This window comes from Undibacterium sp. GW821-FHT07F11, assembly GCF_059418665.1.
The window spans coordinates 93,687-112,216 of record NZ_JBWKQH010000007.1 but is presented as its reverse complement, the minus strand read 5'-3'; the positions used below and the strand labels follow the sequence as shown (position 1 = coordinate 112,216).

The following is an 18,530-nucleotide window of genomic DNA, read 5'->3' as shown; positions in this document are numbered from 1 at the left end:
CCTTGAAGGGGGTGGGAATTTTGAACAGAAAGCCCCCCAATGACCCAAGATAAACCACATGGCCGACGCATCAGCATGGGTGGCCGTTCTGTCGTTGCCTATGGTTTGCGCACGCAGTTCTGGCAAGACATTTACTACTACGCGATGACGTCCAGCTGGCCGGTGTTTTTTGCTGGCGTTGGTGTGGTGTTCCTGGTCTTGAACATGTGCTTTGCCTCGCTGTTCATGCTGGGTGATAACCCCATAGGCAATTTGCATCCGAATGGTTTTCTCGGGGCGTTCTTCTTTAGCGTGGAGACGCTGGCGACGGTGGGTTATGGTGACATGCATCCGCAAACCGTGTACGGGCACAGTATAGCCACTCTGGAGATTTTCATCGGCATGGCCAGTGTGGCGCTGATTACCGGCGTCATGTTTGCGCGCTTTTCGCGCCCACGTTCCAGTATTATTTTTGCCAATCATCCGGTCAGTCACATGATGGATGGCAAGCGGGTCTTGCTGATACGCCTGGCCAATGCGCGCATGAATATCATCAGCGAGGCAACCGCCAAACTACGCCTGATGCGGGATGAAAGCACGGCCAATATGGGCAGTTTTCGCAAGATCACTGACATGAAGCTGGAACGTGAACAGCACCCCATCTTCATCCTGGGCTGGACCGTCATCCATGTCATAGATGAAAGCAGCCCACTGTTTGGCATGGATGCAGAAGCCCTGCATGCGTGCAGGGCTTCGCTGATACTGAGTATAGAAGGGGTGGATGACACCACCAACCAGCCGCAAAGGGCGCGTCACTATTACCCTTGTAGTCAAATACACTGGAACCATCGCTATGTGGATGTATTTGAAAACAGCCTTGATGCAGATAATGTCCAGCACATCCATTATTCACGCTTCCACGATTCAGAAGAGATCGTCGATGTGCCGGAAAATTGATTTAGAAATGCAGCAATACTAAAGCCAGCAAAGCTGGCGCCGCTTGTATGTAGAGGATACGGCGGCTGACTGAATAGGCACCGTAGGCACCGGCCACGATGACGCAAGTCAGGAAGAAAATCTTCACATGAAAACCTTCGTGCCCGCCCATCAGCAAGCCCCAGACCAGACCTGCCGCCAGGAAGCCATTGTATAAACCCTGGTTGGCTGCCAGCACCTTGGTGGTTTCTGCCTTCTCTGGCGTATTGCGGAAGGTGCGCAAACCCATGGGCTTATCCCATAAAAACATTTCCAGTATCAGGAAGTAGATATGCAGGGCGGCGACGACGCCGGTCAATATGTTGGCGATAAGGTACACGGTTTCTCCTTGTAATAGATATTGATTTCCATGCCCTGATACTAGTTGATCCCCGGCGATTTAAACAGTGTTGAAACTGACAGTCTTGGCGGTTTATGTGCGTGCCGTCAGAATAAACTGCGCGTAGTCTTGCCATGCGCGCTCCATGCCATACAGACAGTTCCTGATCTGGTTCAGCAATGCCGTGGCATGCAGTTGCCGTTGTTGTTTTTGCCTTTCCTTGAAACTTGCCCTGGCTGGTGGCGTGCCCAGGTCAGCTACGCATAATGCTTCTGACAGGCCGCAGGACAAGCCTTGCGAAGAAAGGATGTCACGCGCCAGCGCCGCATCGCCGATCAGCACGCTGCGCTCAGATGTAGCCCATTGCAGGGAAACCGGATGGGCCATGCTGCCATTAAACTCCCCCAGCTCAGGCAAGCCCTGCAGTACCCAGCCAGTCCCGGTGCTTTGCAAGAGTTGCTGTAATTCTTCGGTACTGCCTTTGACGGCCTTGCCGCGTCCGACAAAAACGACATTCTGTACCTGAGGTGTCGCCAGGCTGTAGACATAGCCCTGGGGCAGCGCTGCCAATTTAAAGTGCGGCTGAAAATCGGGCTGAAAATGAGCGTGGAAGCGTCCTGGCTGCCGTGTGTTGCTGGCTAACGTGAACAGCCGAGCCACCCAGGGTTGCTGCGATTTGTCTACGCTGCTGGCAGTTCTGGCGGCGCGGCCACTGGCATCAATCAGCAGGTCGGCATGCCAGTCGTCGCCATTGTCACTATCAGCACCAGCAGCATTGGTGCTACAGGCACCGGCATCATGCAGTTGCAGGCTTTGTTCGCCAAGTTGCAGGTGGATACGCGGTTCCTGCAAAACTTTTTCCCACAGGGCCTGTTCCAGCGCAGGACGGTGGATGTGAACTGTCTTGCGCGTGGGCAACGACAGGCAGGTCTTGCTGTCCCATTGTATCTGCCTGAGATCATGTGTCTGCCCGGCTCCGATCAGGTTGGGGTGGATGCCGTATTCCAGCAGTAATGCCAGCAGGCTGACGGGGACGGCCTCAATGCGATAGCCGCTTCCTTCCGCATCAGCATTGGCAGGCGGGTCCGCCGCCAGCAGCAATACCGGTCCGCGCCCTTGCCTGGCTGCATGCAAGGCAGCCAGTAAACCAACCGGGCCATTGCCAAGCACGGCAACACGGTAATGCTTCATAAGCCAGGCGGCGGGGCAATGGGGGCAAAGCGGGCATCGCTGATGGTATCGAAAGACAGAAGGAAACCGGCGTTGATCACAGCCCTGGCAGCGCTGCCAAAACCGTTGGCAGCAACCATGTCGCCACGGGCTGAATTGATATCAATCGCGCCCTGGGGCATGCCCGCCTGATAACCGGCATACAGTTTTTGCAGCAGGTTGCGGTAAGCTGTTTGCAGTGCTTTGTAAACGCTATTGGTGGCAGGTGCCTGCACCAAGTTCTGGTGCAGATACTGGCCGGGCTGGAAGCCCTGCAGCCATACCTGCATATTCTCAAAGGTTTCAAAGTGGTCCTGACCTTCGGCCATGATGTAGCGTATGCTCTGGCAGTCTGCATCGCTACCAAAGCCTGGCTGGCGCAGGGTAGCGTAGATGCGTGCATATAAGTCGTCGGCACCTCTGTTGGCCTGTTCCAGTGCCAGGAAATCCCTCAGGGATTGCGGGTCCAGTATCCTGGCACGTACAGGGCGCTGATTGCCTGCGGCATCCGGTATCGTGCTGGCCACTTGCAAAGCCGGGGTATAGGCGGGGCCGTTAAGGGATAGCAGCACATTATTGACCACCCGCAGGTGCCGCATTTCTCCATAGGCAATGCGCATGAGTTCTGCAAAGCTGACCGTGACATTATTGCGCAGATTGCCAGCGGCCAGGGTGGCCGGACTCAACAACGAATAGGCAGCTGACAGGTATTCCTGAATGGCGGCCAGTTCCAGACCGGCTGCATAGCGCAGGTATAGTTGCAATTCTTCCCTGGATGCCAGTGGGAGCGCGGTGAACTTGCCAGGTCTGTAGGGGCGTATGGTTTCACGGCCTTCCAGCACGAAGTTCAGGGTTTGCCATTGGTGGTTGATGGCGTAATGGCCCATTTCTACCGGATCATTGCTGTTGGCGGGTGACGGTGGCGTACTGCCTATGTTTCTGTCCAGTCTTTCCCACGGTACTGCTGCCAGCCAGGGCACACCGGGCTCACTGGCATCTGGCGTTGGTGGCTGGGCAATGTCGGGATGATTGCTGGCCCAGTAAAAGCAGCCACAATCACGGAAGTCATGGGTCCAGGGGCTGCACAGGGATTGTGTGAGTTCGCCCGGTTCAAACATGGCAGCCAGGCTGCCACTGCCGCTCAGGTAAGCTGAGCGCCTGCCTTCCAGCGTAATGCTGCTGGTGCCGCGCTGTATCGTCAGGGCGATGACAGTATTTTCTGGCAGCAGGCGTATCGCTGTCCAGGCATCCGGCGGCGAAGTGCTGACATTGGTAGTGCCAGGCGGATTTAATTGGGCAATGCTCAGGTCCTGATTACCAAAGGGACCAAAATTGGCGTTGATCCTGGTGATCAGGCAGCGCCGGTTCTGGCTGATGTCCTGGGCCAGGTCGCGGTATTTTTTTGCCACTGCTGCACTCATGGGGGGATTTGCCACGCCTGGCGTGGCGGTACTGGCGGCAGTGACACCGGTGCTATCGACAGCGACTATGCGGACTTCATTATCGGCGATGTCGACTTCAAGGAAAGGAAAAAAACGTCTTTCCAGATTGCGCAAATCAGCTTCCAGGCCGGGATAACAATTGCCTACACCTGACTCAAGCCGGGTTGAGACAGGATTGCCGGCAACCGGTGTAATGGCGCTGCTGGCAGTTTGCGCGCGGCGCAGGGCGGCAGCGTTGCGGGGGATCAGTTTGATGATATCGGGAAGGCTCATTTTATGTTCCTTATGTTCCAGCTTATGCCGGGACGCTGGCACGTGGGGATGGCAGGCAACGGGCAAAATAATCCGGCCTGGCCTGGCTGAGTTCACAATAAGATTGCAGGCAGAAAGTCAGCCAGTGACGGATGAAATCGCAAGAGGCCTCACTGCGGCTGGCTTTTTCCTGGTGACAGCCGCCTGAGCACAGGTAGCGCGCCCAGCAGCTCTGGCAATCGGTCTGGGCATGTACGTGGCGCTCTTGCAAAAACTGCAGACGTCTGGGGGCATCCAGTGCGTGCTGGTCACCCAGCTTGTAATCATGATTGCCGATGGCACGGTGGCAGGCATACCAGTCGCCATCACTGGCAACAGAAAAATAACCACCACCTGCGCCACAGGGATAAGGGCTGCTGGCACCGGCATGCAATTGCTTCAGGGCTGTGGCGAAATTACTCAGGCGTATCTGCTGCCCTTGCAAGGCGCGTTGCAGTTCACGGCTGGCCAGGCTGACCATCGCTTGTTCATATGTTGACCAGTCGCGCTCCTGCAGCGCCAGTGCCGAACCGCTGCGCAAGGGCGAGAAACCGATATCCTTAAACCCCAGCGCGGCGATGGCATCAAACTGCTGGTCGAGGTCAAGCGAGAGGCTATTGGCAGTGGCACGGGCCGCCAGTTTGCACATGCCGGGTGTGTTCAGCAAAGGCTGGCAATGTTCAAGTATCGCTGCGAAGGAATCGCGCTTGCCATTGAGCATGGGGCGCTGGCGGTTCTGGACGACGCTGCCGCCATCAATACTGATAGTGACGGCAAAGCGATGCTGCCTCAGCAGCTCGTGGTCTTCGGGGCGCAACAAGGTGCCATTGGTGGTAACGGAGTAGCGCAAATCCAGATGCTGCTGGCGTGCCAGGGCAGCACTATAATGCACACACTGGTGTATCAGGGCGCGATTGACAAAGGGTTCGCCGCCGATAAACCCCAGCGTCAGCGGCGCTTGTGGATCGGCTTCTGCCAGCAGACGGTCTATGCTGCTGCGGGCTTGCTCCCAGTCCATGCCCTTGCTTTGTTTGCCCTCAAAATTACCCTGGCTGGCATAGCAATAGCTACAGCCCAGGTTGCAACTGGAGCTGACATTCAGCGACAGGCTCTGTACTGTCGGCAGGCTTAGCGCATCAAGGCTGGCTTCGTTATGCAGGGTGCGAGCCAGCATCTGGCTGAGGGCATGATCGATGCTGGTATCAGCATCAGCATCAGTATCAGCCTCAGTTTCCTGTTCGGGCAGGTCATAAATCTGGCTGTGCGGTACTACCAGCAAGTGCTGACCCAGGCTGGATTTGAAGCGGTAGCTGTCTGGTGCATGTGCAGCAGAGGGGAGTGGCAGCAGACTCATGTCTGGCCACCAGCAGGATTTGCGCTGCTACCCATGCTGGCAAGGATTTCATCCCGCCTTTCATTGGCACGATTGGTGACAATGGCAGAACGGCCCAGTGGTGAAGCAACGGGTGTCTGGACGATGTCGTCAACCCAGCTCATCAGCAGATCATATTGCCATGTGCTGAGAGTCAATGGCAGGGCATTTGAGTTGCGCATCAGTGGCGGCATCTGCATGTTGGTGGCATTGGCGCTTTCAGGCGACCTCAGATGAAAACTCTGGCGTATCAGTTCTTTAAGCCGGGCAGGATGCAATTGCACAAAATCGTGCAGGGCCTGTAAATCAGACAGATAGCGGTGGCGCGAACGTGCATGCGCCGTCAGCGGCAATGGGTCGGCAGCATTGGCATTGGGTATCGTGAAATCCGGATTGCGCAAAAGATCACGTCCGCCAAATGCCCTGAGCGGCAGACGCATGCCGTCACCGGCTATGGCCTGGGGACGCCGTGCATTGGCCGGTAAACTCATGGCTCGCAGGCTGCGATAGTAATCGACGTTGAGCAGGCTCAGGGTTTCATAGGCACGCTCAAACAGGTCTTCTATCCAGCGTTCGCGTTCGGCAGTGGTCATGGCGGCGTTGCGTAGTGCCGTATCACCACTGCGGTCATTGATCTCATCCGCCATGGACAGGAAAGGTCTGCGGTCCGGGGCAAAATCGGGCGGGGCAACGAAGACATTGGCCATCGTGCTGAGCCTTCGCGCTGCCGCACCGGGGAAGCGCAAACTGACATTGAGCCTGGCTTCGCAGGTATCGTCCACGACACCCAGTGATATGCTGTCATCGCCAACATCCGCGCCATCATAGGTGTCCCAGGGGCTGACGATTTCTGCCTGCGTACCGGTGACACCGCGCCAGCCTGCATCAGGATTGAGGAAGTTGAAAGGTGCCAGTACCGGTGGTGCCGGATTGCCTGTCGGTGGCGGGTGGTCCTGGCTGCTATCTGGCGGGCCATAGATGCGGCCCCGCGCAGGGGTGAAGCGGAAGCGCAGTACTTCGACATTGACTTCGGCCAGCCAGGGCTGGCCATTGGCGGGCTGCGGTTTGCTGAGCAAGAACTGTATGCTGCCAAGAGGAATATTCCGTCCTGCCGGTATCATAGGGGGGACGGCAGCGGGCGGGCTGACGCCCAATAGAGGGATGACTGCATGGTTGTCAGCAGCCACCACCACAGGTGGGGTGGTGCCGAAGCGCAAAAGCGGGTTGGCGGCACGCCGGGCTGCCTTGTGGTTTTGCGCGTTCACTTCCAGAGTCAGATTGGCGAGCGGGATGTTAAAGCGCGTCAACAAGGCCGGGGTCAGGGGCGCATCTGTCCAACTGCTTTCTGCCGAACCGGGCTCGCCCATTTTTGCCCAGATTTCAAAGAAGGGGGCAACTGGTCGTATCAGTTCTCCATCACGCAAGCTGATTTCTGTCGGCATATAGGGCTCGACTGAACTGTCGGGCAAGATGCGCAGTGACCAGTCAGGGGCAATGACCGTCTCTGCATTGGCGCGTGGTTTGGGATTTTGTATCCACTGGAAGGCCTCTTGCGGCGTACTGCTGCCACCCAGACGGGCAATTGCGATAGGCGGATTGATAAAGAGGGCCTGGATGATTGCTGACATGGATGAATCTCCATTCGTAAAGTTGCCGCTGCTGCCGTTACTTCTACTGCTACTTCAATGTCAGTGCCAGTGTCGACAGGAGGATGGGCGTATTCCTGGCGCCAGATAGCGGATGTAGATATGCTTTCATTAGCATAAGTTGTCGAAAAATTAAAGGCAATTGTTTTTTTAATCTTTTATTTCACAAAAAATAATTGACGTTTTTGTACCACGCTTGCTGATATATTGCTTATACCGTGACAGGTAGCAGGACTGGCAAGCGGGCAGGGATATACGGTGTGATGTGCTGCGGGGTGTGCTGTGATTTACAGGGATTGATTTGTGACAGACGCATGACAAATGCCACTTTGCCCTGGTTTTGATGTTCTCTTGAGCATGTTTTGAGATAGTTTTTGTATCAGTTCATGTCAAAATTTGGGAAACCACCGCCATTTGTTGTATTCTGTAGGATTGAAACAACGGCGTTACGCCTATTATGCAAGAGCACTCTAGTAAGGTCAGACCATCTGACCTTAAACCCCATAGGTCATTGTTTGAACGATTGACCGCCCTGATTTCTCCTGAACCTGAAAACCGCGCCGAACTGCTGGAAGTGTTGCACGACGCGCAAGAACGCAACCTCATCGATGCCGATGCACTGGCAATGATAGAAGGCGTGTTCCAGGTATCCGACCTGTGCGCACGCGATATCATGGTGCCGCGCGCGCAAATGGATGTCATCGATATTTCCAATCCCATACAAGAATGGATGCCAGAAGTGCTGGAGACAGCGCATTCCCGCTTCCCTGCTGTTGATGGTGACCGTGACAAGGTGGTTGGTATCTTGCTGGCCAAGGATTTGCTGCGCTATTACGCCTCAGATGCATTTGATGTGCGTGACATGCTGCGCCCCGTCATCTACATCCCTGAATCCAAGCGCCTGAACATCTTGCTGCGTGACTTCCGTGCCAACCGCAATCATATTGCCATGGTGGTGGATGAGTACGGCGGCGTCTCCGGCCTTATCACCATTGAAGACGTGCTGGAACAAATCGTCGGCGATATCGAAGATGAATATGATTTCGAGGAAGAAGAAGACAATATCCTGGCGCTGGAAAGCAAGGGTAATGGCAAACGCTGGCGCATCAAGGGGCTGACTGATCTTGAACAGTTCAATAACACCCTGGGCACGACGCTGGGGTCTGAGCATGTTGAAACCATAGGTGCTTATGTGGCTGACTATATGGGTGAGTTGCCGCATATGGGCGATGAATTCTCTATAGGCAACCTGTACTTCGAAGTCTTGCGTGCAGATGCGCGTGAAGTGCAAATGCTGCTGGTAGAACAAAGACCTACCGTGCGGTCTGATGATTAAGGCTGCAATGTCTTTGCGGTCTTTGTTATCTTCCCTTTCTGTACGTTCATCCTTCCTGCTGATACTGGTTGCAGGGGGGCTGAATGTACTGTCGTTTGCTCCTTTCCATTTTTGGCCTGTACAAATCCTCAGTCTGGCCTTGTTGTTCAGCCAGGTTTTGCGTGAGGGCGATAGCGCCATCAGCCGCAAAAGGGCAGGCTGGCTGGCCTGGGCTTATGGTCTGGGCTGGCTGACGGCCAGCACCAGCTGGCTGGTGTATGCCATGACCGTGTTCGGCGGCTTGCCTGGCGTACTGTCCTTGCTGGCCCTGATGTTTTTGACCGGCGCATTGTCTGTCTATGTAGCTGCCGCTGCCTGGGGCACGCGCTGGCTGCAACAGCGCTGGAAAATTTCTTCCACCGTCGCTGGCCTGCTGGTCTTGCCCGGTTTGTTTACTGTGGCGGAATGGCTGCGCATCTGTTTTTTGACCGGCTTCCCCTGGACTATCTCCGGTTATGCCCATACCCACAGCCCACTGGCCGGTTTTGCACCTGTCATCGGTGTGCTTGGTCTGTGCTGGTTGAATGGCTTGCTGGCTGCGGCACTGGCCTTGTTGCTGGTGTCGGATGCTAGCCGCAGGCAAAAACTTTCTCTGCCTGCTCTGGTCGTTGTCGTATTTGGCGCGGGCTTTGGCTTGCAGCAAATCAGCTGGACCATGCCACAGGGCCAACCCATACAGGTACGCCTGTTGCAGGGCAATGTTGCGCAAGACATGAAGTTCAGCCAGGAACATCTGAATGATTCGCTGGCCCTGTATCACGACATGATCACGCAAACCCCGGCTGACCTCATCGTCACGCCAGAGACTGCGCTACCCATGCTGACTTCGCAATTGCCGCCAGATTATCTGCCACTCTTGAATACCTTTGCCCAGGACAGCGCCAGCACCGTCATCCTTGGTGTTGGTGTGCACGATGGTGCTGACAAGTATTCCAATAGCGTGCTCGGCATGTCGCGCCAGTATGCCCAGCCTTACCGCTACGACAAACATCATCTGGTACCTTTCGGCGAATTCATCCCGCCGGGCTTTCGCTGGTTTGTGAACATGATGTCCATCCCCATGGGAGAGTTTTCTACTTCCGGCCCGATACAGCCAGCCATGAAAGTCGCGGGCCAGTGGGTGATGCCGAATATCTGTTATGAAGATTTGTTTGGTGAAGAAATTGCTGCGCAATTGTCAGCCCAACATGCTGCGGGCCAGCCGGTTGCCAGCATCTTGTTGAATGCATCCAATCTGGCGTGGTATGGCAACTCTTTTGCTATCCCCCAGCATTTGCAGATATCACAAATGCGCGTGCTGGAAACTGGCCGCCCCATGCTGCGTGCAACGAACACCGGGGCCACCGCAGTCATCGTGCCAGGGGGCGTGGTAGAACAGTTATTGCCAGAGAATACCCGCGCTGTGCTGGCTGCAAACGTGCAGGGCTATACCGGCATGACACCTTACATCTTCATCGGCAATCTTGGTGCGCTAGGCTTGTCTGCGCTGGGAGTGTTGCTGGCTTTTTTGCTGAGACGCAGAACAGGGAAGTAGGCTGGGTTGGTACAATGAGCTGATCGTACTTCTCCCGTTCTACATAAATCATTGCAGGAAACAATATGACTGAAGACCTTTCCGTCCTGACCCGCAAGGGCAATCCACCTGACCACAGCCTGATTTATGGCAGTCATGCAGACCAGGTAGCCGATATACGTTTTGGCAGTGACGGTGCACGACGTCCACTGGTGATGTTGATACACGGCGGTTTTTGGAAACCAGAATATGACAGGCAGCATACCGAGGCGATGTCCAGCGCACTGGCTGCTGAAGGCTGGACTGTCGTCACACCAGAATATCGCCGCATTCCCGGCAAGCCTGACGCCAGCCTGGAAGACATCGCCAGTGCGATAGAAATGCTGCCACATCAGGTGGCGCGCCACAACGGCAAGATAGTATTGGTCGGGCATTCTGCCGGTGGCCATCTCGTGCTGTGGGCAGCAGTCAAATGCGCCACACCAATGCTGACCGGTGTACTTGCCCTGGCACCCGCCGCCGACCTGCGCATGGCCCACGAATTGCGCCTGGGTGATGGCGCAGTGCAGAAGTTTCTGGGTAAGAATCCGCTGGAACGCGCAGATGTCGATCCCATGCAATTATCCGCGCCTGCAGTGCCAGTGACGGTGTTGCAGGGCGGCCTTGATGAGGTTGTACCACCGGTCGTGCCTGAAGCTTACTGCAAGGCTTTCCCCAAAACGCAATTGGTACTGCTGCCCGAGGCTGGGCATTTTGCAGTGATTGATCCACAAAGTAATGCCTGGCCTGCAGTGTTGTCGGCCTTGCGTGGTTTGTCTGGGACGTGAAATTCCATGAAAGATGGCAGGTATAGAAGCTCAGATAGGTACGATTCGCGCAGCGTAATCGTATCCACGGACTTGGGGGTTTTATGGTGTTTTTGTTGGGGCGGAGAGTGAAGACGCAGGCTGAGATTTTGGGATGTTGAGGTAGATCGCGAGCCAGACTCGATAATCTTTGTCCTTCCATTGCTCAAAAATACAAAAGCAATGGCAGGGTCAAAAACACAAAGAACCGGTGCGTTACAACGCACCCTACAAATTACCGTACTTCGTAGGGTGCGTTGTAATGCACCGAGTGGATAATGGATGTGTGATTGGCAGACCAGCAAGCCATCTTCAAAGACATTTCGTCGTCAGGATACTGCTTACTTATTCCCCTGCACCATCTGCGCATCAATATCCGCCAGGCATTCAATACCACGCTGGGTAATCGACATCTTGCCCGTCTCGGCATTGACTTCCACATGCGCCTTCTTGCCGAGGAAGGTGGCAACCGGACCGGGGAGGGGTGTGTCAGGGTCATTGGCGATGGCGCGCAGGCCATCTATGCATTGCTTGATGAACAGGGTTTGCCTGCCTGCATCGGTCAGTTCCAGCGTGCCGTCTTTACGGTAAGTCATGAACTTGATGCCGCACAGGCGCTTGGCGTTGCGACTGATGCAGGCATTCGGTTTGGTATTGCGCGGCAGCTTGCTTAATTGCTCCAGTGCGTCGTATTCATCTATGCTGAGTTTTTGATTCATTGCTGCTTTCTACATTTGTATTGATGAAAACCAAACCTGATCACGCATGGCCATGTTTGGTTTTCTTGAGATTCTCTTCTGTCTTTCTCTGACTCTGTGGTGAGAGGTTTTTCTTAGTAATAACTAATTCTATTTATAAACCTTGCCGCTTTTCATAACGAAATTCACTTTCGTCAGGCTCGTCACATCCGCCAGCGGGTCTGCATCAACCGCGATGATGTCGGCAAACTTGCCGACCTTGATGCTGCCAACTTTTTCTTTCAGTCCCAGCAAATCTGCCGCATTGATGGTGGCTGCCTGTATGGCTTGCATGGGTGTCATGCCATACTTGACCATGTAATAAAATTGCTTTCCATTGTCACCATGCGGATAGACACCAGCGTCTGAGCCAAAGGCCATGCGGGCACCACCTTGCAAGGCAGCACGGAAATTATCGCGCTGCTTCTGGCCTATCTCTTTTTCCTTGGCTAGCGATTCTGGCAAGAAACCGGCTTTTTCACCTTCGCTGAGAATATAGTCGTCATTATAGATGTCCATGACCAGCCATGTGCCATGTTGTTTGGCCAATTTGATGCCTTCTGCATCTATCAGGCTGCTGTGTTCGACAGAATCCACACCTGCACGTATGGCATCGCTGATGCCGCTGGCACCGTGGGCATGGGCGGCAACCTTGCGGCCCAGCTTGTGTGCTTCCTGCACGATGGCTTGCATTTCTTCGAGAGTATATTGCTGTGCGCCCGCGGCGTCACCTTTGGACAATACGCCACCAGTGGCACAAATCTTGATGAGGTCGGCACCGTATTTGGCCATTTCACGCACTTTGCTGCGAGCCGCCCAGGGGCCGTCAGCCACGCCTTTGCCTACATCATTGTATTCAGGTGGGAGCAGATTGTTGTCGCAATGACCACCTTTGATGCCCAAGGCATAGCCGGACGCGAGCATGCGCGGGCCGGGGAAGTCACCATCATTGATGGCGTCACGCAGGGCGACGTCAGCAAAACCTTCAGAACCTACATCGCGCACGGTGGTGAAACCTGCATTCAAAGTATCGCGCGCAGCCCTGACACCGTAGAGTGCACCTCGCACCGTAGATGTGCCAAGAGAGATGTAGCCATGCTGGTGCGGATTGCTGGTCAGGTGGGTATGCGCATCAATCAGGCCAGGCAATACGGTGGACCTGGACAGGTCAATGACTTTGGCCGTTGCCGGGATGGGCGTGCCAGCTATGGCCGTTATCGCAATAATGTGTTCGCCTTCAATGACGATAAGCTGGTCGCGTAATACTTTTCCACTTTCGACATCAAGCAGGCGGCCAGCCTTGATGGCGATGGTTTCTTTGGCGGGGGCTTTATCTTCAGCCTGGGTCGGGCCAGTTGCCAACATCAGGCTGCATAGTATGCTGCTCAATAATACGGGGGCCAGTTTTTTATTCATTGTTGTTCCCTATGGTGTTTTTATAGATGGAATTTATCTTGCAGGCGAATATAACATGCGAGAGTTGAGGCATTAGGCGCAAGGCAGCTCGAGACCCTAGTCGACAATAAACAGCTTCGCCCCGGTCGCTGTTGATGAGCGGTGCGCTTCGGCACCATCAGCAACCTGGTAGCTCATGCCCGCCTTCAAAGTCAGCACGCGGCCATCATCAAGTTCGGTCAGCATTTCGCCTTCCATGCACAGCAGGATATGGCCCTTGCTGCACCAGTGGTCGGCCAGATAACCGGGCGTATATTCGACCATGCGCACGCGGATATCACCAAACTTGCAGGTGCGCCAGTATGCTTTGCCGGTAATGCCGGGGTGTTCGGTTTTCTCAACATTGGACCAGTCGGTCGTGCCAAAGGGAATATCAGAAATTTTCATGTAGAGACTTTAAAAAAATAAAATGGAGAGATTAGTCTTTTTGATGCATGGAGGCCAGGTTGCTTTGGTCGTTTCTTTGGTGCGATACCTTGAGCGGAATTATTCAGCCAAAGCAATTGCTTTCAATGCCCCGATATCCCCCGCGGTAATGATACTGATATGACGGCTGATTTTTTCTGCCGGCCAATTCCACCATGCGATTTGTTCCAGGGTATCGACGACATCGTCCGTAAAGCGCCGCCGTATGGGTTTGGCCGGATTGCCACCAACGATGGTATAGGCTGGCACATCGCCGACGACCACAGAGCGTGATGAGATGATGGCACCATTGCCTATCTTCACACCCGGCATGATCAGTGCCTCATAGCCTATCCAGACATCGTTGCCGATGACGGTGTCACCCTTGTAGGGCAGGGCTTCAAGGTCCATCGGAATTTTCTCCCAGCCATTGCCAAAAATCTGGAAAGGGTAGGTCGAGATGCCCGCCATATTGTGGTTTGCCCCGTTCATGATGAACCTGACACCACGCGCCAGTGCGCAGAACTTGCCTATGATGAGTTTGTCGCCGATGAAGGGGAAGTGATACAGCACATTGCGCTCGAAATCTTCAGCGCCTTCCGGGTCGTCATAATAGGTGTAGTCACCGATAAGGATATTCGGGTTGCTGACTGTATTCCTGATATAGCAAACCTGGGGGAAACCCTGCATCGGGTGCGCGTTTTTTGGGTCTGGTCCGTGCATAAAATTTAGTGTTGGATGTCATCAAGTAGCTGGTGCAGGGCTTTCGTCAAAGCCTTGATCGAACCCTGCATATCCCATTCGTCATTATCGACATTGACGAAATTCGAAATGGCGCGCAATTCCAGGAAAGGCTGGTCTTCCTGCAGGCAGGCGTAGAAGAAGGCCGCACCTTCCATGTTTTCGAGGTCGACGAATTCAGTATTCACGTAGTGCGCCATAGCGGCATTCAGTGACATGCTGCGGGCCCTCGGGAACTCTGTGCCTGCCGGAATGAACGGGCAGGTGAGTGTATGGCGGCGTTCAAATTCCATGTCTATGGGCAGGTGCGCGAGGTGAGTGAAGCCGTCGGGCGTAAAAAAGCCCAGGTCGCCTTCGACTTCACTTTCAACCAGCGCCACGTCGCCTACCTTGAAACTGGAATGCGGATAAGCACCGGCTATGCCCGCCATGATGAGCATATCTGGTTCATATTCATAGATCGCCCTGAGGGTTGCATGGGCGGTCGCGGTAAGCCCGACACCAGAGACGATGGTAATAATACCTTCGCGCTGGAACAGGCTGGCTTCAGTCTGGGTCGGGAAGAGAATGGCTATTTTCATGATGTAGTGCTTTCTGCTGCTAGGCCAGGGCTATGAGCGGATGATTTGTATTTTATCAATGATCGGGGCGTAACCAAATTGAATTGACTGGCTTTTTAGCTGCTGTTGTATGAATTGCTCCGAAATTTTTTGGCATATACTGCATAAATAGGGCATTTTGCGCCTGGTTTCGATCTGGCAATGACCCTGAGTTTATTCTATCTACAGGATGGGACACTGAAACTTTGAGAAAAGTTGCCGTTAAGTAGTGAACTGTCACAGTCCACCAGGACATGCTTGCTGTTTCCGATATGAACATTTGCTGCAATAAATGCAGGTGCAACGATGGCCAAAACCAATAAAGAATTTGTTACAGGCTTGTTCCAGATACTCTGGGACAGGCAGCCCGATCAGCAGACGGTGGATTTATATGCCTCCCGCCTTGATTCTGGCTTGCTCACGCGGGCCGGGGTTGAATACAGCTTTTTGATCGCGCCGGAATATAGCCCGGTTGCCGAACAGATCGTGCGCCTGTACCTGGCTGCCTTCAACCGCATACCAGATACGGACGGTTTCACCTTCTGGATGGGTGTACACAGGAATGGGGGCAGCAATAGCCAGATCGCGCAGGTGTTTGCCCAGTCCGAAGAGTTTGTCAGCAAATATGGCGCAAACTTGTCGAATAGCCAGTTCCTTGACCTGATTTATCAAAATGTACTTGGCCGTAGTGCCGATGCGGCAGGCCGTGATTACTGGGTAGGACAAATGACCAACGGCATGGCCCGTGGCGAGATCGTCAACCAGTTTGCGCAGTCACAAGAGTTCAAGATTGCGGCCTCGACCAAGGTCTACGCCAGTGTGGTGTACACGACCTTGATAGGCCGCATGCCTACTGCGGCTGAAGCGGCTGCCGCCCCCACCAATGTCGAGCAACTGGTCTTGAAAGTGGCGCAGGCGTCTGAAGTGACGCCGACCATAGGCAGTATCAGTTATTCAGCACCGGCCTTCGTCGAACAGCAACTCAATGATGGCAGCATGACCAGCAGCATTGTGTTGACACTGACCGGCGATACCTTCAAGGGCAATGTCGGCGCTGCGCTGGGCAAATTGACCAATGTGCCTACCGGCCTGACCGGTACCCTGGTCAAAACTACGGATACAACGGCTACCCTGACCCTGAGTGGCAAGGCCACGGCCAATGCCAGTATCAATAACATCGCCAACCTGACCGTCACGCTGGACAACACTTCCTTTACCGGTGGCAAGGTTGCCAATATCATCAATGCCGTCAAGACTGATCTGCAGATCAATTACATCGATATTCCGCTCAATGAAACCAATCATTTACTGAGCGGCAAAGGTGCATTGACCACGCCCCTGGTCGTTGACTTGAATCTGGATGTGCTGACGCTGGACGGCAAACCCCTGGCTTTGCTGAGTGGCGATATCAAACAGGTGGATTATGTTGACCTGAGTTCGGTTGCCGCAGCCACTACGACGGGAACAAGCACCGGTACATCTGGCACCAAGGTGACCGTGACCACTACCATCAAGGGCGATGAAGCCAATAATTTGCTGGTAGGGTCGAATTACGCGAACTTTTTCACCGGTGGTGGCGGGCACGACACCATGCAGGGCGGTACTGCTGTGGACACCTATACATTCGGCATTACCCCGGTTGCCAATGGCGTTGATACCATCACCAATTTCACCATAGGCAAGGGTGGTGATGTATTGAACTTCTCCGCCTTCCTGAACAAGACCGGCACCACCAAAATCGCCGCCGTCAACGCTGCGGCGACCACGCCCAAAGCCTGGGCAAATGGTGATGTCCTGGCGGTACAGGGCAACGCCCTGGATACCACAAAAATTGCCGCCCTGTTCGGCACAGGCAAAGCCTTCACCGGCCCCACCGTCGCCAGCAAGATGGTCATCATCACCGCCGACATCATAGGTGATGCCAGCGTCTGGTATGTGATTAATCAACTCGATGTCAACAACATTACGCCGGATGAAATCGTGCTGGTGGGCGTGTTGAAGAACGTCAATAACCTGAGTCTGGTTGGGTTTGATGCGACGAATTTTTTGTGATGAGTGTGTTGGTGATTTTTTTTCTTCGATATGTGATTTAAAGATTGGAATATCTAAGATGAAGAAATGTGGCTAAAGACCGTGGTGACGTTGTTTTTGACTTTTTGCCGTTCCCATGTGTAGCCGCCATTTGTGCTGTGCAGAAAATGGAAAGAGGAAGGCCGATGTTTGAGCGTAGCGAGTTTTCGGACTTTCCCATTTTTTGTACTGCACAAATGGGAACCCCGCAGGGGCGGCGACGCCTGGGTCGCCTTTCTTTGAATACGTTCTTTGGCGACGCAAAGAAAGTATTTCGGCTGCCGGGCCGAGACCCGGCTTGTGTCTACGAAGGGCAATTTAATTTCAAGCTACACGGCTTGCAAAAACGCCGCTAGATTCCTGCCAAAAGCACGCAGGAATGACGTTAATAAGAGTATGTGCAGATCGGGAGTTTGAACAGGGAGGTTAAGCTCAGTGACATTTGGGAATACCTGATGTGCAACATCGCAAAACCCTACTCCTTCACCACCTTAGTCCCCGCCACGATATCCCCCAAACGCAACTGCTTGCGCCCCAGTGCAAACACCCAGTCCACTACCGTCAGCACAAGCACATTACGCAAAAAGGATTGCGTCAGATTACAGGGATGTTCGGTCTCATGATGAACCACGCGGATATGCATGACGCGCTTGCCCAGGCTTTGGCCGTCAAAGCCGTCCTTGAACAACTGATACAACAGCCACAAAATCAAAACTACCCGGTTGGTTTGCTTGAACAGATTGGGCATGGTGACGGTGATCAATAAACCCAGCATTGCCAGCAGTAATGCAACACCGACTGTATCGATGACCTGGGCGATGAAACGTTTTGACAGACCAGCGAGTTTTTCATCATCAGCATTTTGCTGGTCAGCAATCTTCAGGTGTTGCTGGCGTTGCGCCCTGAAGGCGTTGATATCAACGCCGCGTACAGAGAGTATCGATTCAACGGCGGCATATTCATGCTCAGCCAGATCTGGCTTGATGCCCAGGGCGAGCAAATCCCCCGTCTCTTTTGACGCATAACTGTCTTGCAATGGTCTTTGTAAAGCATTTAATGCATTCATTTTTGCAATTCAAAGTCAAAGGTAGAGGATTGCTTGATTCAGCATAGCGTATTCATCAGGCAATTTTTGGCGAAATTGTTGCAACATATTACAGAGATAGAGGGGCAGACTTGCTCCTGCATCAGCAATATGCGTCTGTGGTATTACCGGACTTTGGGTTGAAAACTGCTGGCTTGTTCGTGCCGCGTTTCAGCTTCTGATCGTTTTTATATCCGGTAATACATGACAAAACATGGCCAAAGTAGCCAGTGAGGAATTGAAGATACCAGCACAATGGCAGAAAATCAAAACTGCAGACTGGCTTGCAACTGTTTGTGTGATACCCATAATGCAACATGTAATGCCACTTGTTGCATTGCGGCAGCAATTGTCGTCATTAAAAAATGTCTCGTCACATAGTGCAAAACTGCATGACGAGGGTTTGCATCAGTGTCATCGCGGTCAGTGATATTGGTCTGCAGCAACGTCGT

Annotated in this window: 17 protein-coding genes; 6 read left to right on the top strand and 11 right to left on the bottom strand. The window is 53.8% G+C overall.

The features are described 5' to 3' along the window. Window positions 1-39 precede the first annotated feature (39 nt). Window positions 40-936: an ion channel gene (locus AC07OI_RS18320; protein ID WP_495258196.1), complete on the top strand. Its 897-nt coding sequence runs from the start codon at window positions 40-42 to the stop codon at window positions 934-936. Between the two features lies 1 nt (window position 937). Here AC07OI_RS18320 and AC07OI_RS18315 read toward each other — a convergent pair whose 3' ends face one another. From AC07OI_RS18315 to AC07OI_RS18295, 5 genes are all read right to left on the bottom strand, one after another. Next, on the bottom strand, window positions 938-1,294 hold the full coding sequence (locus AC07OI_RS18315) for a DUF1304 domain-containing protein (protein WP_495258195.1): 357 nt from the start codon (window positions 1,292-1,294) through the stop codon (window positions 938-940). A gap of 93 nt (window positions 1,295-1,387) precedes the next feature. Further along, window positions 1,388-2,485, bottom strand: coding sequence for an FAD-dependent oxidoreductase (locus AC07OI_RS18310; protein WP_495258194.1), 1,098 nt, complete (start codon window positions 2,483-2,485; stop codon window positions 1,388-1,390). Beyond that, entirely contained in the window at window positions 2,482-4,218 is a 1,737-nt protein-coding gene (locus AC07OI_RS18305) for a ferritin-like domain-containing protein (protein WP_495258193.1), read from the bottom strand. Before AC07OI_RS18305 ends, AC07OI_RS18310 begins: the two co-directional genes overlap by 4 nt. A 22-nt stretch (window positions 4,219-4,240) precedes the next feature. Beyond that, complete coding sequence (locus AC07OI_RS18300) at window positions 4,241-5,590, bottom strand: radical SAM protein (RefSeq protein ID WP_495258192.1); 1,350 nt, start codon at window positions 5,588-5,590, stop codon at window positions 4,241-4,243. Then, a complete protein-coding gene (locus tag AC07OI_RS18295; protein ID WP_495258191.1) occupies window positions 5,587-7,236 on the bottom strand; it encodes a hypothetical protein in 1,650 nt (549 codons plus the stop codon). The genes AC07OI_RS18300 and AC07OI_RS18295 overlap by 4 nt, the downstream gene beginning before the upstream one ends. 475 nt (window positions 7,237-7,711) lie before the next feature. Here AC07OI_RS18295 and AC07OI_RS18290 point away from each other — a divergent pair, with 475 nt between their 5' ends. The 3 genes from AC07OI_RS18290 (at window position 7,712) to AC07OI_RS18280 (ending at window position 10,969) form a co-directional block, all read left to right on the top strand. After that, window positions 7,712-8,590: a CorC family transporter gene (locus tag AC07OI_RS18290; RefSeq protein ID WP_492707810.1), complete on the top strand. Its 879-nt coding sequence runs from the start codon at window positions 7,712-7,714 to the stop codon at window positions 8,588-8,590. A gap of 7 nt (window positions 8,591-8,597) precedes the next feature. Then, window positions 8,598-10,163 (top strand): apolipoprotein N-acyltransferase, encoded by a 1,566-nt coding sequence (gene lnt, locus AC07OI_RS18285; protein WP_495258190.1) that lies wholly within the window; start codon window positions 8,598-8,600, stop codon window positions 10,161-10,163. Between the two features lie 65 nt (window positions 10,164-10,228). Continuing rightward, complete coding sequence (locus tag AC07OI_RS18280) at window positions 10,229-10,969, top strand: alpha/beta hydrolase (RefSeq protein ID WP_495258189.1); 741 nt, start codon at window positions 10,229-10,231, stop codon at window positions 10,967-10,969. A gap of 359 nt (window positions 10,970-11,328) precedes the next feature. On the opposite strand, the gene AC07OI_RS18275 is transcribed toward AC07OI_RS18280, so the two are convergent. The 5 genes from AC07OI_RS18275 to AC07OI_RS18255 form a co-directional block, all read right to left on the bottom strand. Further along, a complete protein-coding gene (locus AC07OI_RS18275) occupies window positions 11,329-11,706 on the bottom strand; it encodes a hypothetical protein (RefSeq protein WP_495258187.1) in 378 nt (125 codons plus the stop codon). Between the two features lie 129 nt (window positions 11,707-11,835). Then, the gene (locus AC07OI_RS18270; RefSeq protein ID WP_495258186.1) at window positions 11,836-13,140 is read right to left on the bottom strand and encodes a Xaa-Pro dipeptidase; all 1,305 of its coding nucleotides are present in this window, start codon (window positions 13,138-13,140) and stop codon (window positions 11,836-11,838) included. A gap of 96 nt (window positions 13,141-13,236) precedes the next feature. Continuing rightward, window positions 13,237-13,566: a DHCW motif cupin fold protein gene (locus tag AC07OI_RS18265; RefSeq protein WP_492707820.1), complete on the bottom strand. Its 330-nt coding sequence runs from the start codon at window positions 13,564-13,566 to the stop codon at window positions 13,237-13,239. A 99-nt stretch (window positions 13,567-13,665) separates the two neighbouring features. Beyond that, window positions 13,666-14,307, bottom strand: coding sequence for a Vat family streptogramin A O-acetyltransferase (locus AC07OI_RS18260; RefSeq protein ID WP_495258185.1), 642 nt, complete (start codon window positions 14,305-14,307; stop codon window positions 13,666-13,668). Between the two features lie 5 nt (window positions 14,308-14,312). Next, window positions 14,313-14,906 (bottom strand): phosphorylase family protein, encoded by a 594-nt coding sequence (locus tag AC07OI_RS18255; RefSeq protein ID WP_492707824.1) that lies wholly within the window; start codon window positions 14,904-14,906, stop codon window positions 14,313-14,315. Window positions 14,907-15,230: 324 nt separating this feature from the next. On the opposite strand from AC07OI_RS18255, the gene AC07OI_RS18250 reads away from it, so the two are divergent. Both AC07OI_RS18250 and AC07OI_RS18245 read left to right on the top strand, forming a co-directional pair. After that, window positions 15,231-16,976 carry a DUF4214 domain-containing protein gene (locus AC07OI_RS18250; RefSeq protein ID WP_495258184.1) on the top strand — a complete coding sequence of 582 codons (1,746 nt, stop codon included), beginning with the start codon at window positions 15,231-15,233 and terminating at the stop codon, window positions 16,974-16,976. Window positions 16,977-17,044: 68 nt separating this feature from the next. Next, the gene (locus tag AC07OI_RS18245; protein ID WP_495258183.1) at window positions 17,045-17,350 is read left to right on the top strand and encodes a hypothetical protein; all 306 of its coding nucleotides are present in this window, start codon (window positions 17,045-17,047) and stop codon (window positions 17,348-17,350) included. A 119-nt stretch (window positions 17,351-17,469) separates the two neighbouring features. Here the strand turns inward: AC07OI_RS18245 and AC07OI_RS18240 are convergent, their stop codons facing one another. Then, window positions 17,470-18,060 carry an RDD family protein gene (locus tag AC07OI_RS18240; protein WP_495258182.1) on the bottom strand — a complete coding sequence of 197 codons (591 nt, stop codon included), beginning with the start codon at window positions 18,058-18,060 and terminating at the stop codon, window positions 17,470-17,472. Window positions 18,061-18,530: the final 470 nt, after the last annotated feature.